Source organism: Sorangium sp. So ce281 (assembly GCF_051527395.1).
In the GTDB taxonomy this organism is placed as follows: Bacteria; Myxococcota_A; Polyangia; order Polyangiales; family Polyangiaceae; genus Sorangium; species Sorangium cellulosum_B.
On record NZ_CP150322.1, the window covers coordinates 1 to 14,914 of the forward strand.

Annotated in this window: 9 protein-coding genes; 3 read left to right on the top strand and 6 right to left on the bottom strand. The window is 73.0% G+C overall.

What is annotated here, in order from left to right; genetic code table 11:
- Positions 1-1,416, top strand: coding sequence for a chromosomal replication initiator protein DnaA (gene dnaA / locus WMF27_RS00005; protein ID WP_437762328.1), 1,416 nt, complete (start codon positions 1-3; stop codon positions 1,414-1,416).
- 160 nt (positions 1,417-1,576) lie between these two features.
- On the opposite strand, the gene WMF27_RS00010 is transcribed toward dnaA, so the two are convergent.
- The 3 genes from WMF27_RS00010 to grpE form a co-directional block, all read right to left on the bottom strand.
- Complete coding sequence (locus tag WMF27_RS00010) at positions 1,577-5,494, bottom strand: serine/threonine-protein kinase (RefSeq protein WP_437762327.1); 3,918 nt, start codon at positions 5,492-5,494, stop codon at positions 1,577-1,579.
- Between the two features lie 120 nt (positions 5,495-5,614).
- Positions 5,615-7,477, bottom strand: coding sequence for a molecular chaperone DnaK (gene dnaK, locus WMF27_RS00015; protein WP_437762326.1), 1,863 nt, complete (start codon positions 7,475-7,477; stop codon positions 5,615-5,617).
- 187 nt (positions 7,478-7,664) lie between these two features.
- Positions 7,665-8,246, bottom strand: a complete 582-nt coding sequence (gene grpE, locus WMF27_RS00020; protein ID WP_437762325.1) for a nucleotide exchange factor GrpE — start codon at positions 8,244-8,246, stop codon at positions 7,665-7,667.
- A gap of 304 nt (positions 8,247-8,550) precedes the next feature.
- On the opposite strand from grpE, the gene WMF27_RS00025 reads away from it, so the two are divergent.
- Both WMF27_RS00025 and WMF27_RS00030 read left to right on the top strand, forming a co-directional pair.
- Positions 8,551-9,810 (top strand): aspartate aminotransferase family protein, encoded by a 1,260-nt coding sequence (locus WMF27_RS00025; RefSeq protein ID WP_437762324.1) that lies wholly within the window; start codon positions 8,551-8,553, stop codon positions 9,808-9,810.
- 1 nt (position 9,811) lies between these two features.
- On the top strand, positions 9,812-12,256 hold the full coding sequence (locus WMF27_RS00030) for an HAD family hydrolase (protein WP_437762323.1): 2,445 nt from the start codon (positions 9,812-9,814) through the stop codon (positions 12,254-12,256).
- A gap of 49 nt (positions 12,257-12,305) precedes the next feature.
- On the opposite strand, the gene WMF27_RS00035 is transcribed toward WMF27_RS00030, so the two are convergent.
- The 3 genes from WMF27_RS00035 to WMF27_RS00045 form a co-directional block, all read right to left on the bottom strand.
- Entirely contained in the window at positions 12,306-12,818 is a 513-nt protein-coding gene (locus WMF27_RS00035; RefSeq protein ID WP_437762322.1) for a Fur family transcriptional regulator, read from the bottom strand.
- Positions 12,819-12,916: 98 nt separating this feature from the next.
- Entirely contained in the window at positions 12,917-13,978 is a 1,062-nt protein-coding gene (locus WMF27_RS00040) for a hypothetical protein (RefSeq protein WP_437762321.1), read from the bottom strand.
- A gap of 70 nt (positions 13,979-14,048) precedes the next feature.
- Positions 14,049-14,843, bottom strand: coding sequence for a hypothetical protein (locus WMF27_RS00045; protein WP_437762320.1), 795 nt, complete (start codon positions 14,841-14,843; stop codon positions 14,049-14,051).
- Between the last annotated feature and the right edge of the window lie 71 nt (positions 14,844-14,914).

A 14,914-nucleotide genomic window follows, 5' to 3' on the forward strand; every position in this document is an offset into this window, starting at 1 on the left:
ATGACGATTCCGAAACACGAGCCGCGCGAGGTCTTCGATCGGGCGATCGAGCATACGCGGACGCTTTCCCCGGCCACTTTCGATCAGTGGTTCGGCGGAGTTCAGTTCGATGATCTGACCGACGGCGTCCTGACGCTGCGTGTCCAGAACGAGTTCGTCCTCGAGTGGGTCAGGGACAATTTCCTGCCATCGCTCACGGACAAGATCCGAGAGCTCACCGGCTGGTCGGTCCAGGTCGCGTGGACGGTGGATCAGAACCTCGACGCGCCCATTGCGCAGCGCGTGGAGCTCACCCCGGTGCGTCCGCGGGCGCTCGTGGTGCGTCCGACCAGCGCGGCGCCGGCGCCGGCGCCTCGCCCCGAGCCGGCGCTCCGGCGCGTCCCGTCGATGCCGGACGACCTCAACCCGAAGCACACCTTCGCGAGCTTCGTCGTGGGCCCCTCGAACCAGCTGGCGCACGCGGCCGCGATCGCGGCCGCGGGCGGCGGAGGACGCCGCTACAACCCGCTCTTCATCTGCGGCGGCACGGGGCTCGGCAAGACCCACCTCATGCACGCGATCGCGCACCGCGTCTTCGAGGGCAGGCCGGACGCGCGGATCATCTACGTCTCGGCCGAGAAGTTCACGAACGACTTCATCACGGCCATCCAGCACCACCGGATGGACGAGTTCCGCACGCGCTACAGGTCGAGCTGCGACGTGCTGCTGGTCGACGACATCCAGTTCCTGGCCGGACGCGAGCAGACGCAGGAGGAGTTCTTCCACACCTTCAACGCGCTCCACACGCTCGACCGGCAGATCGTGGTGACGAGCGACAAGTACCCCCAGAACCTCGAGCGCATGGAAGAGCGGCTCGTCTCGCGGTTCTCCTGGGGGCTCGTCGCCGACATCCAGGTGCCGGAGCTCGAGACGCGCGTCGCGATCGTGCGGAACAAGGCGGCGCTCGAGGGCATCGCGCTCACGGACGACGTGGCGCTCTACCTCGCGCAGATGGTCCGCTCCAACGTCCGCGAGCTCGAGGGGACGCTGATCCGGCTGGCGGCCAAGAGCTCGCTCACGGGCCGCCCCGTCGACCTCCCGTTCGCGCGCGCCGAGATCACGGCCACGTCGCCGCCGCGCGCGCAGATGATGAGCGTCGAGGACATCCAGCGCGCGGTGTGCCACCACTTCCACCTGCGCTCGATCGACCTCACCTCGAAGGACCGCCACAAGAGCGTGGCCTTCGCGCGCCACGTCGCGATGTACCTCTGCAAGCAGCGGCTGAAGTGCAGCTTCCCGGAGATCGGGCGGGCCTTCGGCAACCGCGATCACACGACGGTGATGAGCGCCGTCCGCAAGATCGAGGCGCAGCGCGACTCGGATCCGCAGGTCCGCGCCCACCTCGAGGCGCTCGAGAAGAAGCTCGCCGACGAGTGAGTCGCGCGCGCGTGACGCGGCGTGACGCGGCGTGACGCGGACGGCGCGCGCGCGGCACGAGAGCGGCCTGCCGGCCACCGGGCCCTCGGTGCGCTAGCGGGCCGCTCGTCGCGTGGATCGCCGCGCGTCGCGTGGATCGCCGCGCGTCGCGCGCGCGAGGTCAGAGCTCGGACAGCGCGGAGCGCGCGTCGTCCGCGACGAGCTTGTTGCCGTACGCGGACGCGAGATCGAGCACCTCGGCGAGCTCGCGCCGCGCCTCCTTGACCAGGCCCCGCTGCTTCAGGAGCGCGCCGAGCAGGTACCGGCTCTCGAGGGCGTCGGTGCGGTAGGAGCGCGCGTCGGCGTAGCGCGCGAGCTCGCGCAGGAGCTCGCCGGCGCCGGCCGCGCCGCTCAGCCCGTCCAGGTAGGCGAGGTGCGCGCGGTTGATGGAGGCGAGGCGCTCGTGGCCGCTCTCCTCGGCGAGCTCCTTCGACTCGGTGAGCGACGCGTAGGCGCGCGGCAGATCGCCGAGCCGCCGGCTCGCGTCGCCGAGGTTGTGCAGCGCGGCGGCCGTCTCGAAGCGCAGGCCCGCGGACCGGGCGAGGTCGACGGCGCGGGCGGAGCTCTGCACCGCCGCGTCGAAATCGCGCAGGAACACGTGCACGAGGACGCGCTGCTTCTCGCGCTCGCTCGCCGCCGCGAGGTCGCCCGGATCGCCGAGCGCCTCCGCCCGATCGAGGGCGCGGAGCGCCGCCGCGATGTCGCCCGTGGCCGCGCGCGTCTGGGAGATCGCGAGCAGGAGCCTCGGATCGTCGATCTCGCCCGTCGCCTCGAGCTGCTCGACGGCGCGCTCGGCGCGCGCGAAGTCGCCCGTCCGGACGCCGATCTCCGTCTCGCACGCGAGCGCCTTGCGGCGGAGGTCCTCCCGATCGCCGGCGAGGGCGTAGGCCTCCTCGAGCCTCGCGTACGCGTCCGCGAAGAGATCCACCGCGCCGAGGGCGCGCGCCAGGTCGACGCGGGCCGCGAGCTTCTGCTCCGGCGTGCCGGCCTCGTCGATGCGCCGCAGCGCGCGTACGGCGACGTCGACGAGATCGGGCGCGGAGCGCACGCGCACGACGACGTCGGCGAGCGCGCCGAGCCACGCGGAGAGCTCCGCCGGCGAGCGGTGGGCGTGGTCGCCGAGATCGAGCGCCTGGAAGATGAGCCGGAGCGCCGGATCGAGCTGGCTCGCCCGGATCTTGTGGAGCGCCGCGCGCGCGTAGAACGTGGCGGCGCGGTCGCGATCGCCGGCCTGGTAGAAGTGCTGCCCGATGCGCTCGGCGTGCTCGGCGCCGTCCTCGCCGACGACCGCGAGGTACGCCGCCGCGGCCGCGGCGTGCAGCTCCCGGCGGAGCTCCGGCGGGATCGCGTCGAGGACGATCTCCCCGTGCATCGGCGACGCGAAGCTCGCCTGCGCGGGGCCCTTGAGCCGCAAGAGGTCGCGGGTCGCGAGCCCGGAGATCGCGCGGTTCACGGCCGGGAGCTTCTGCTGGAGGAGCGCCGCGAGGACCTCGGTCGGCACCGGATCGCCGAGGATGGCCGCCGCCTGGAGCACGGCGCGGTCGCTCGGATCGAGCCGCCGCACCCGGGTCGCGATGAGCGTGCGCAGCGAGCGCGGCACCGCCGACGCGCCGTCGAGCCGCGCCTTCACGACGCCGCCGACGACGCTGAGCGCGCCGGAGTCGAGGAGCTCTTTGATGAGCTCCTCGAGGAAGAGCGGGTGGCCGCCGGCGCGCTCGCGGCAGAAGGCGACCACGTCGGGCGGCAGGAAGCTCGCGCCGATGCGCGCCGACATGAGGCGCGCGCTGTCGCTGTCCGAGAGCTCCCCGACCTTGAGCCGGTAGAAGTGGGGGTGCGCCTCGAGCAGCGGCGGCGGGTCGCTGCGCGTCGCCAGCATCAGCACGGCGCGGAGCCCGCCGGCGCGGCCCGCGGTGGCGAGCAGGGTCTCGGCGGTGAGCTGGTCCATCGCCTGCGCGTCGTCCCAGGCGAAGCAGTGGAGGCGATCCTCGCACAGGCTCTGCACCATGCGCGGGAACGCCGTGCGCAGGATCGCGGTCGTCCCCTGCGGCGCCCGCCTCTCGGCGAGCGCCGCGCCGAGCTGGCCGAGCACGGCCGCGGACTCGTCGTCGCGCAGGCCGAGCGCCCGCAGCCGCGGCAGCACCGCGCGGATGCGCTCCTCGTCGTCGCCCTCCTGGATGCCGCAGAGCACCTGGAGCATCGCGGTGAGGCCGCTCCACGGGACGTCGGCGCCGTTGTGCGGGCACGAGGCGACGTAGACGCCGACGTTGTAGTCGCCCTTCGAGAGCCGCCGCTCCATCTCGGCGAGCAGCCGCGTCTTGCCGATGCCGCGCTCGCCCTGGATGACGGCGATCTGCGCGCGCTTCCTCGTGGCGGCGGCCAGGATGTCGCCGAGCTGCTTGAGCTCGTCGCGGCGGCCGATGAAGCGGCCGGACGCGCCGTCCGGGGGCTGCGCGGACGTGACGACGCGCCCCCCCTCGGGCGCTGTCCGGCCCGCGCCGGGCAGCTCCTCGGTCGCGAACGCGTTGCGGAGGACGCGCCCGGTGAGGTTCGACACGGCGACCTGGGACTCGGTCGCGCGGGCGAGCGCCTGGGCGGAGGCGATGAGCGAGGTGAGCCGCTCGTCGCGGATCGGGGCGCCGGCGCTGTCGACAAGGATGCGGGCGAGGTGGATGCCGGCGGAGACCGCGGCGCCCCCGCCGCGCGGGCGCAGGATCACGAGGGCGGCGCGCACCGCGGCCTCCGTGTCCCGGCCGTCGGCGTCGCCGAGCCCGAAGACGGCGACGAGCTGCGACGCCTCCTGCTCGAGCAGCAGCGCGCCGTAGCGCGCCAGCACGTCGCGGGCCCGCGCCATGCGCCTCGCCGCGTCGTCCTCGGATCCCGTGAAGATGAGCACGAGCGCCGTGACCTCGCGCCGCTCGCCGAGCCCGCGCGCGGCCGGGCCGCTGTCGGCCTTCTCGAGCAGCTGGAGGAGCCCGGACGCCGAGCGGCTGTGCGTGCTCGTCGTGTGCGGCACCTCGACCGGCGTGCGCTCGTTGGCCGCGTTCGGCTCCTCCTGGAGCACGGCGCTCGCCTGGATCTCGGCGCTCTTCTCCTCGTGGAACGGCTCGAGGAAATCGGCGAGGTCGTTCGCCCCGAACCGCTCGGCCGTCGCGTAGAAGAAGCCGAGGAGCGCCTCGTGCAGCCGCCCGGCGTCGGGGAACCGATCCTCGGGGTCCTTCGCGAGCATCGTGCTCACGACGTCGACGAGCGACCGGGGCACGTCGGGGCGCACGAGCGCGAGCGGCGGATACTCGCTCGCCTGCAGGCGCCGCATGATCTCGAACGCCGTCGGCGCCGCGAACGGGTTCGACCCGGCGAGCATCTCGTAGAGCACCGTGCCGAGCGAGAAGAGATCGCTCCTGCCGTCGATCGCGCCGGCGCGCGACTGCTCGGGGCTCATGTAGGCGAGCTTCCCGCGGATCCTCCCTGCGCGGTTCTCGCCGACCTCCTCGTCGGTCATCGATTGCGTCGCCTTCGCGATGCCGAAGTCGGTGACCTTCACCTCGCCCTCCCAGGAGAGCAGGATGTTCTGCGGAGAGATGTCGCGATGGACGATGCCGAGGGGGCGCGACTGCTCGTCGCGCCGCCGGTGCGCGTGATCGAGCGCCTTCGCGATCTCGGCCGTCATGAAGACGGCCATGGCGAGGGGGATCGGCTTCTTCGCCCTCCGGCAGCGGGCGAGGAGCGTCGCCAGGTCGAGCCCGGGGACGTACTCCATCGCGATGAAGTAGCTGGTCGGATCGCCGTTCGGATGGTCGACGCGGCCGAGATCGAAGACCTGCACGATGTTCGCGTGCGAGAGGCGCACGGCGAGCTTGGCCTCGTGCACGAACATGTCCACGAAGCGCCCCTGCTCGGCCAGCTTGGGGAGGATGCGCTTGATGACGAGGACCTTCTCGAACCCCTCGACGCCGAAGCTCTTCGCCTTGAAGACCTCGGCCATGCCGCCCTCGCCCAGGCGCTCGAGCAAGCGATACCGCCCGAAGGTCTCGCTCAGCATCGCCCCGCCTGCGCCCCGCGCAGCCTCGCGCCTTGAGCGCGCGCGGCGCTCCGGAGGGGGCGGCCCGCGGTCGGCGCGCGAGCCGGCGCCGCCGCGCCGGCCGCGTCGCCTAGCCGCGCGTCATGTCTCGACGGCCTTGTTCGCGCCGGCGTCATCGTCCCCTCCATACATCGACTCCGCGATCCGGAACGCCGCCCCCTCGAGACGCGCGTAGGCGTCCCGGAGCGCGTCGAGGTCGCCGCCGGCTTCGAGCAGCTTCCGCAGCGCCGCGCACTCGGCGTGGACCTCGCCGAGGAGCTCGGCGTCGAGCAGATCGCCGTAGCCTTCGAGGGCCTGCTCGGTCGTGTAGACGAGGGTCTCGGCCTGGTTGCGGAGCTCGGCGAGATCGCGCCGGAGCGCGTCGGTCTCCTTGAACCGCTCGCCCTCCGAGACGAGCCGCTCGACCTCGTCCGGCGTGAGGCCGCTCGTGGGGGTCACCCGGATCTCCTGCACCCGCCCCGTCCCGAGATCCCGCGCCTCGACGCGGACGATCCCGTTCTCGTCGATGCGGAAGGTGACCTGGATCTTGGGCAGCCCGCGCGGCGCGGGAGGGATGCCGGTGAGCTCGAACCGGGCGAGGCTCCGGCAGTCCGCGGCCATCTCGCGCTCGCCCTGGAGCACGTGCACGGGGACGAAGCTCTGGTTGTCGACGCTCGTCGTGAAGATCTCGCTCCGCTCGGTGGGGATGGTCGTGTTCCGCGGGATGAGCTTGAAGCTCACGCCGCCGCCGGTCTCGACGCCGAGCGACAGCGGCGTCACGTCGAGGAGCAGCACCTCGTCGACCTGTCCGGAGAGCGCGGCGCCCTGCAGCGCGGCCCCGACCGCGACGACCTCGTCGGGGTTCACGCCCTTGTTCGGCTCGCGGCCGAAGAACTCGCGCACCGCCGCCTGCACCGAGGGCATCCGGGTCATGCCGCCGACGAGGACCACCGTGTTGACCGCGGAGACGGGGAGCTTGGCGTCCCCGAGCGTGGCGCGACAGACGTCGATGGTCCGCCGGATGAGGCCCTCGCAGAGCATCTCGAGCTCGTTGCGCCGCATCGTCCGCTCGAGGTGGAGCGGCCCGCCGCCCGGGCCGACGGCGATGAAGGGGATGTTGATCTCGGTCTCGAGCGACGACGAGAGCTCGTGCTTCGCCTTCTCGGCCGCCTCCTTGAGCCGCTGCAGCGCCATGCGGTCCCGGCGCAGATCGATGCGGCTCTTCCCCTCGAACTCGTCGGCGAGCAGGTCGATGATCCGCTGGTCGAAGTCCTCGCCGCCGAGGTGCGTGTCGCCGCCGGTCGCCTTGACGCTGAAGACCCCGCTCGCGATCTCGAGGATCGAAATGTCGAACGTGCCTCCGCCGAGATCGTAGACCGCGATCGTCTCGGCCTTCACCTTGTCGAGGCCGTAGGCGAGCGCCGCGGCGGTCGGCTCGTTGATGATCCGGCGCACGTCCAGCCCGGCGATCCGCCCTGCGTCCTTCGTCGCCTGCCGCTGCGCGTCGTCGAAGTAAGCGGGGACGGTGACCACCGCCTCCGTCACGGGCTCGCCGAGGAACCGCTCGGCGACCTGCTTCATCTGGCCGAGGATCACCGCGGAGATCTCGGGCGGCGAGTAGTTGCGCCCCTTGACCTCGACCCACGCGTCGCTGTTCGGCGCCTCGACGATCTTGTAGGGGGCGAGGCTGATCTGCTTGCTGACCTCGGGCGCGGTGAACTTGCGGCCCATCAGCCGCTTCACCGCATAGATGGTGTTCTGCGGGTTCGTGACCGCCTGGCGGCGCGCGACCTGCCCGACCAGGCGCTCACCGCTCGCGGGAAAGCCGACCACGGACGGCGTGGTGCGCGCGCCCTCGGCGTTCGGGATCACCCGAACATCGTTGGCCGAGGCGACGCCTGCCCCTTCGACGACAGCCACGCACGAGTTCGTCGTCCCGAGATCGATGCCGATCACCTTCCCCATATGCGGCGAAAGATACTACAGGCCTGGATGCTCGCCGGGTGGGGAGACGACCTGGGCGCCCGCGATATTTGAGGAGATCGTGCGGCGAGGTAGCGGGGCACGGCAGATCCCGGACACCATCACCGCCAGGATGCGCACCGTGCCGGGGGTGTGCGCCGAGGGAGCCGGCGCGACGCCGCGCGGAGGCTCAGTTCGCCGCGGCCGGCTCGGCGGGCGAGCCCTTCGAGACGACGACCATGGCCGCGCGGATCAGGTAATCGCCCAGCATGTATCCCGGCTGGACCTCCGCGATCACGACGCCGGCGGGGTGCTCGGTCGAGTCGAGCTGCTGGATGGCCTCGTGCACGCTGGGATCGAAGGGCTTGCCGACCGCGGCGATGCGCTTGATGCCCATGCGCTCCAGCGTGTCGACGAACTGCTTCGTCACGATCCGGATGCCCTCGGCGACCGACTTCACGTCCGGCGCGCTCTCGGCGTGGCTGGCGGCGCGCTCGAGGTTGTCGAAGACCGGGAGCAGATCCTTCAGGATCGCCTCGCGGCCGCGGCGCTGCGCCTCTTCGACCTCGCGCCGGGAGCGCTTACGGAAGTTGTCGAAATCCGCGGCGGTGCGCAGCAGCTGCTCGCGCATCCGCGCGGCTTCGGCCTGCGCCTCGCCTAGCTTGTCTTCGGGGGTGGGGGTCTGCTGCTCCGCGGCCTCTGCGCGCTCCGCCTGCGCCTCTGCCGTCTCCCCCGTGTTCTGGTTCGACCCATTTTGTTCCGAATCGCTCATAGGACGGCGGCACTATAACCAGCCGCGATCCGCTGGCAATCGTCACGCCCATGGTCGGCCGGAGGCGGGCGCCGGCGTCCGAGCGCGCCGGTGCTCGCCGCCGCGCCGGTCCAGGACGCCCGCGGGGCCTGGCGCCTGGGCGCTCCGGGCACGCTCCGGACGCGCTCCGGACGCGCTCCGGGGGCGCTCCGGACGCGCTCCGGAGGCGCTTCGGAGGCGCAGATTGCCCGGGTCTCCACGATCCGCTGCGGGCGCTGCATCGACCGTTTGCTCTGACGCCCCCCCCGGCGTTAGATCGCCCCCCATGAGCATCGCCACAAGCCCCGCCGCCGAACCTCCTCCGGCGGACGCCTCGACGCCCAGCTCGTCGCTCCTCGCGGCGCAGAAGCACCTGCTCGGCAACTACCGCCAGCCGCCGTTCGTCCTCGACCGCGGCAGGGGTTGCGAGCTCTTCGACACGGAGGGGCGCCGGTACCTTGACATGTGCGCGGGGGTGGCGGTGGCTTCGCTCGGGCACGCTCACCCGCGGCTCGTGGCGACCATCTCCGAGCAGGCGGGCCGCCTGATGCACGTCTCCAACTATTTCTTCAACGCCGAGAACCTCCGCCTCGCCGAGGAGCTCTGCGCGAAGACCGGCTTCGACCGCGCCTTCTTCTGCAACTCGGGCACGGAGGCGAACGAGGCGATGCTCAAGCTCGCGCGCCGCCATTTCTTCAACCGGGGCGAGGTGGGGCGCTACCGCATCATCGCGTTCGAGAACGCGTTTCACGGCCGCACCCTCGGCGCGGTCGCCCTGACCGGGACGCCGAAGTACCGCGAGGGCTTCGGCCCGCCGCTCGACGGCGTCACGCACGTGCCGTACGGAGACGCGGCGGCGGTGCGCGCGGCCATGGGCCCGGACGTCGCGGGGATCCTCGTCGAGCCGGTGCAAGGGGAGGGCGGCGTGCTGCCGGCCCCGGCCGGGTTCCTCGCCGAGCTGCGGCGCATCGCCGACGAGCACGGCGCGCTGCTGCTCATCGACGAGGTGCAGACCGGCATCGGGCGCACGGGGCACTGGCTCGGCGCGACGTACGACGGCGTCCAGGGCGACGCCGCGGCGCTCGCGAAGGGGCTCGGCGGTGGGTTCCCGGTCGGCGCGCTGGTGCTGCGGGAGCGGCTCAACGGCGCGCTGCCCCCGGGCTCGCACGGCTCGACCTACGGCGGCAACGCGCTCGCCTCGGCCACGGCGCGCACGGTGCTCGCGGTCATCGAGGAAGAGAAGCTGTGCGAGGCCGCCGTGAAGCGCGGCGAGCACCTCGGCCGCGGCCTCGCCGCGATCGCCGCGCGGCTGCCGGGCGTGTGCCTCGGCGAGCGCGGTCGCGGGTTGCTCCGCGGGCTCATCCTCGCGCCGACCGTCGACGCGCGGGCCGCCCTCGGCCGCGCGCGCGATCGGGGCGTGCTGCTCACGATCGCGGGGAGCAGCGTGCTCCGGTTCACGCCGCCCCTGATCGTGAGCGAGGCGCAGATCGACGAGGCGCTGGCCGAGGTCGAGGCCGCGCTCTCCGAGACGCCGGCTGCAGGTTGAGGTGGTCGCCTCGCGCGCCGCGGGTCCCGCCGTCGCACCCGTCCCGTGCTCGGGCTGCAGCAAGCTGATCGATCCGCTGCGCGCGGGGCAGGTGGCGATCTTCGATCAGCGCTTCCATTATTTCTGCAACGCGCGGTGCCGCCACGCCTTCCTCGGTGAGGCGCCGCCTGCGCCGGGGGACGGCCGGCCTGCGGGCCTCGCGGCGTCGGGCGCGCCCTTCGCCGGCGCTCCTCCCCGGGGGCTCCCGCCGGGCGCGCCGCCGGGCGCCGGCGGGCACCACGCCTCCACCACCACCCCGCGCGCGGAGCCCGCGCGGGCGAGCGCCGACGAGGGCGCGTCGCGCGTCGCCGAGCTCGACGCGCCGATCGTAAACGCGTTTCCCCCCGTGTCGCTCGACGAGAAGCTCCCCGAGCTGCCCGTCCTCGACGACGATCGCGCGCTGCTCGAGCCCATCGGGAACACCATCCTGAGCGAGGAGCCGCAGCGCTACGACGCGGTCGACGCGCGGGACATCGGCGCGCTCCTGCTCGTGCTCGCGATCATCGCGGGGACGCTGGCCGTCGCGCTCACCCTCGCCGGGGACGCGAAGCTCGTCATCGGCGCGCGGATCGTGCTCGCCACGGTGAGCGCAGGGATGCTCCTTGGCCGCGCCGCCACGACCGCGCGCGACGCCACCGATCCGCACCCTGCGCCGATGCTCGCCCCCGTCCTGGGCGGGCTCGTCGCCGCCGTCTGGGCCCTCTTCGGTCAGGACCGCGCCCTCGCGGCCGAGGCCGCGTCGCTCGCCGGCGTGATCGCCACCGCCAGCGCGATCAGCGCGTGGCTCATCGAGAGCGCCCGACATCGCGTGTTCGCGGAGCGGGCGTGGATCGGATCCGTGCTCTCGACCCCGGCGCGCCGGCCGCCTGGCGCGTGGGCGCAGGGCCAGGCGCCCGCCGACCGCGCCCCTCAGCGCGGCGGCGACGGCGGTCCTGTCGAGGGCGCCGGGGATGAGCTCTACGAGCTGCGACCGGGCGAGGGCGTCCAGGTCGACGCGGGGGAGATCGTCCCCGTCGATCTCGTCGTCACGGGCGGCGACGTCGAGGTGCTCCCCTGGATCGGCGCGACCACGCCGACCCGCCGCCGCGACGGCGACCCGGTCGTCGCCGGGGCCACCGTGGTCCGGGGTCGCCTCGTCGGCGCGTGCACCTTCTCCGGCGGCGATCGCGCGGTCGCGCGCGTCCTGCTCGACGCCCGCCGGCGCGCGGACGCCCTCGCGCCCATCGCGCAGGCCTCCCGCGCCTTGACCGAGCGCTGGGCGATCGGCGCCGCGGCGATCGGCGCGCTCTCCGCCTTCGTCGCCGGGCGCGCTCCGGTCGAGATCGCGATGACCGCGGCCGCCGTGCTCGCCGCGCTGTCCACGGCGATCACGGCGTCCATCGCCTCGGTGCACGTCGCGCGGGGCATCTTGCTCGGGCTCCGCCGGGGCATCGTCTACAAGAGCGCCGACGCCTGGGATCGCGCAGGGAAGACCTCGGTCGCCGTGTTCTGCGCCCGCGGCACGCTGCTGCTCGGCGAGCCCGAGCTCGCGGAGCTGGAGGCGACCGGCCAGAAGCTCAAGCCGAGCGACGTGCTCGCGCTCGCGGCCGGGGCGGAGCGCACCGAGGAGCACCCCGTCGCGACGGCGATCGTCCGCGCCGCGCGCGCCCGCGGCTTGCGGCCCGACGGCGTGCGCAACCCCAACTTCCACCCCGGCCTCGGCGTGACGGCCGTCACCTCGTCCGGCGAGGAGCTCTGCGTCGGCAACCGCGCGCTCATGCTCGAGCAGCGGATCTCGATCGCCGCGGCCGAGAGCCGCGTCGCCGAGCTCGAGGCGCTGGGCCGCACGGTGGTCCTCGTCGCTGTCGGCGCTCGCCTCGTCGGCATCATCGGCCTGCAGGACGGGCTGCGCCCCGGGGCGCGAGCCGCCATCCAGCACCTGCTCGACGCGCAGATCGAGCCCGTGCTGATGTCGGGCGACGCGCGCGAGACGTGCGAGGCGATCGGCCGCTCGCTCGACATCGATCACATCCGCCCCGAGATCCTCCCCGCGGATCGCGGCACGGAGGTGCGTCGCCTGATCGACGCGGGCACGAGCGTCGCCGTCCTCGGCCACGCGGGCGTCGACGACGCCGCGCTCGGCGCCGCGGACGTCTCCGTGGCGCTCGGCGCCGCCGGCTCGGCGCCCGCCGACTTCTCCACGGTCCTCGCGTCGGACGACGTCCGCGACGCCGCGCTCTCCCTCGCGCTCGCGCACCGCACGCGCCTCGAGGCGCGCGTCGGGCTCGCGCTCAGCGTCGCCCCGGCGCTCGTCGGCGCCGCGGTCATCGCCGCGTTCGTGCTCCCGCCGGCCTACGCGCCCATCGCCTCGCTGCTCGGCGGCGTCATGGCCGTCTTCCACGCCCGCGCGCTCGACGCGAAGAGCTGAGCGCCGGGCGCGCTCGCCGGCGCGGGGCTCCTCGCCGCGCCGGGGCGGGCTACGAGACGTCGGGCGTGGTGCCCTTGGCGTCGCGGCAGTCCGCGCAGACGCCGTACATCTCGTGCTTGTGCCAGGTCACCTCGAAGCCGTACTTCGCGGCGATCTCTTCCTGGAGCGCCTCGATCCGCGGCTCCTCGAACTCGATGATCTTCCCGCAGTTGACGCAGATCAGGTGGTCGTGGTGCGCGCTGGCGTCGTCCGCCAGCTCGTAGCGGCTAAGGCCGTCCCCGAACCGGCGCTCGGAGGCCACGCCGCACTCCGCGAGCAGCTTGAGCGTGCGGTACACCGTCGCGTACCCGATGCCTCGGTCGTGCGCGCGCACCTCCGCGAGCAGGTCCTCGATGGTCATGTGCGGGGCGCCGGAGAAGAACGTGTCGACGATCAGCCGGCGCTGCGCCGTCGATCTCAGCCCCTTCTTCGCCATGTACGCCTGGAGGCGAGCGCGGAGCCGGTCGAGGGCAATCTTGTCCACGTGGCTGGCGCCGCTCCCCTCTCTCTCCATGACGGCCATGGCGAGTTTATCCCGTTCGCGGCGAACCGCGTCAAGGCCGGTGACCGAGCCCACGTGGCGCGGCCTCGCCGATGCTGCCTGTGCCACGCTCGTCGGCGCTACTCGCCGACCTGCGCCATGTAGCTGATCTGAGCCGCCGAACCCCCGAGGGGGCTGAGCAGCGTGATGGGAGGCGCGACCAGGCCGGCCGCCGCCGTGTTGTCGATGACGACGTAGTAGAGGCCCGGGCGCAGCGCGTAGCGGCGGGTCTCGATGATCCCGGGCTGGAGAGGGCCGCCTGCCTGCACCGGGCCTGGCGGGGGGCCGAGCGGCTTGCCGGTCTGGTACGCCTCGCGCCACGCGTCGCCGGTGGGCTTGTCGACGATCATGAGGTCCACGGGCGCGCCCTGCGCGCTGACCTTGAGGTAGAGCGCCTGGTCCGAGTCGGCGATCTCGAACGGCCCGAGGTAGTCGCGCTGGTGCGCGTGCACCTCGACGGTCTCGTTCGCGAAGGTGTACCGCTCCTCGTCCTCGGCCTCGAACGGGTGGTGCGGTCGCTGGGGTGGCATGAGGATCCCCAGCGTGAAGTCCTTCCCGGTCTCCTCGTTGTAGAGGACGGTGAACCCGCGGGTCAGCTCACCCGCGACGATCTGGTTGCCGAGCACGTTGGCGAGCCCTCCGAACGGCGGGACGTTGGCCATCACGTCGATGACGGGGTTCTCGACGTAGCCCAGCTGGAAGCTCGGGCCTTGCACGATCCGGTTCAGCCGTCCCCACACGTAGACGTTGTCGTCCGCGAGCTGGAAGTCGGGTCGGTACTCGACGGACGTCGTGAGCGAGAAGCCCACCCGCTTGGCCGGCTGCATGTAGCCGTACCCCGTGCCGGCGATGTGGACGGTGATCGTCTGGGCCGCGTCGTTGACGTCGTACGAGCACTGCATCGGGAAGAACCGCCCGATGGACGCCGATCTGTCCTGCAGGCGCAGCGAGACCCCGCTCTTCAGCATCTCGGGGCAGATCTTGCTGGCGCCGAAGTTCGAGAACAGGAACCAGCGGAGGCCAGGGCTCGCGTTCACGGGGCCGCTGACGCAGGGGCAGCCGACGAACGTGAACGACAGCGCGACAGCGGCGAGCGCCAGCGCGGCGGACGCGCGGGAGAGCGGGGGTCTTCGTGCGGGCACGCGGGCTAACATAGCGGGTCGACCTCGGAGGGAGAGCGGGTTTGCGCGCGGGGGGACGGCCCCTCCCGGATCAGCGCACGAGATGCCATTGGACGCCGGGGGTCACCTCGAGATGCAGGTGGTTTTTGTGCGCCCGGTCGTAGTTGGGCGTGAGGATCGACGTGAAGATGTGCTGGTCCACCGCCTCGCACACGATGGATCGCAGCTCTCGCGCCGCCGCGTCCGCCGGAGGGCCGCTGCCCGCCCCCTTGCCGGCCCCGCGGCGCCGCCCGGTCGGGTCGGCGCTCTCGCCGCAGACCGGCGCGCCGCGCCTGCCGACGAAGTCGCGCTCCACCTCGAGCCAATCCTCCGCGAACCCGCCGCCGACGCGCTCCTTGACGAACCTGTAGGGGTCGATCGCGAGCCCGCCGGGGTGCCTCGTGGCGAGCTTGCCCTCGGGCCACATCCTGGCCGGAGGCCGCCAGGCCGAGAACATCAGCACCTCGTCGATGTCGTGCGCGCGGAGGATCCGGCTGAAGTCCGAGAGCGCGAGCGCGAGGCGGCAGTCGAAGACGTCGTACGGGTTTCCAGCGCGTTGATGGGCCGGCAGCGCCGTCCGGTAGACGACCCCGCCGACCTCGTCCGGCAGCCGCACCGGAGCGAGCACGCCCGGCGCGCGCTGCACCGGCTGGAACGCGATCTTCCGCTGCGTGAGCGCCGCACGGCATTGCTCCGCGCTCATGGCCGCGTAGCGCGCCGACGGGTGCTTCGCCCAGTCCTGGTGGTACCTGACCTTCGGCTTGCCCTGCGCGCTCGGCGCGGCGGCGAGGGGGCCGAGCGCTAGGGCGAGCGCGCAGGCAGCGGCGGCGTGGCGTGCGGGCGGCATCGTTGCGGTACATCCCTCGTGCGAAGCAAGGCAGGCCGACCCTCTCGGGGGCCGAGCGACCACGTAATCAC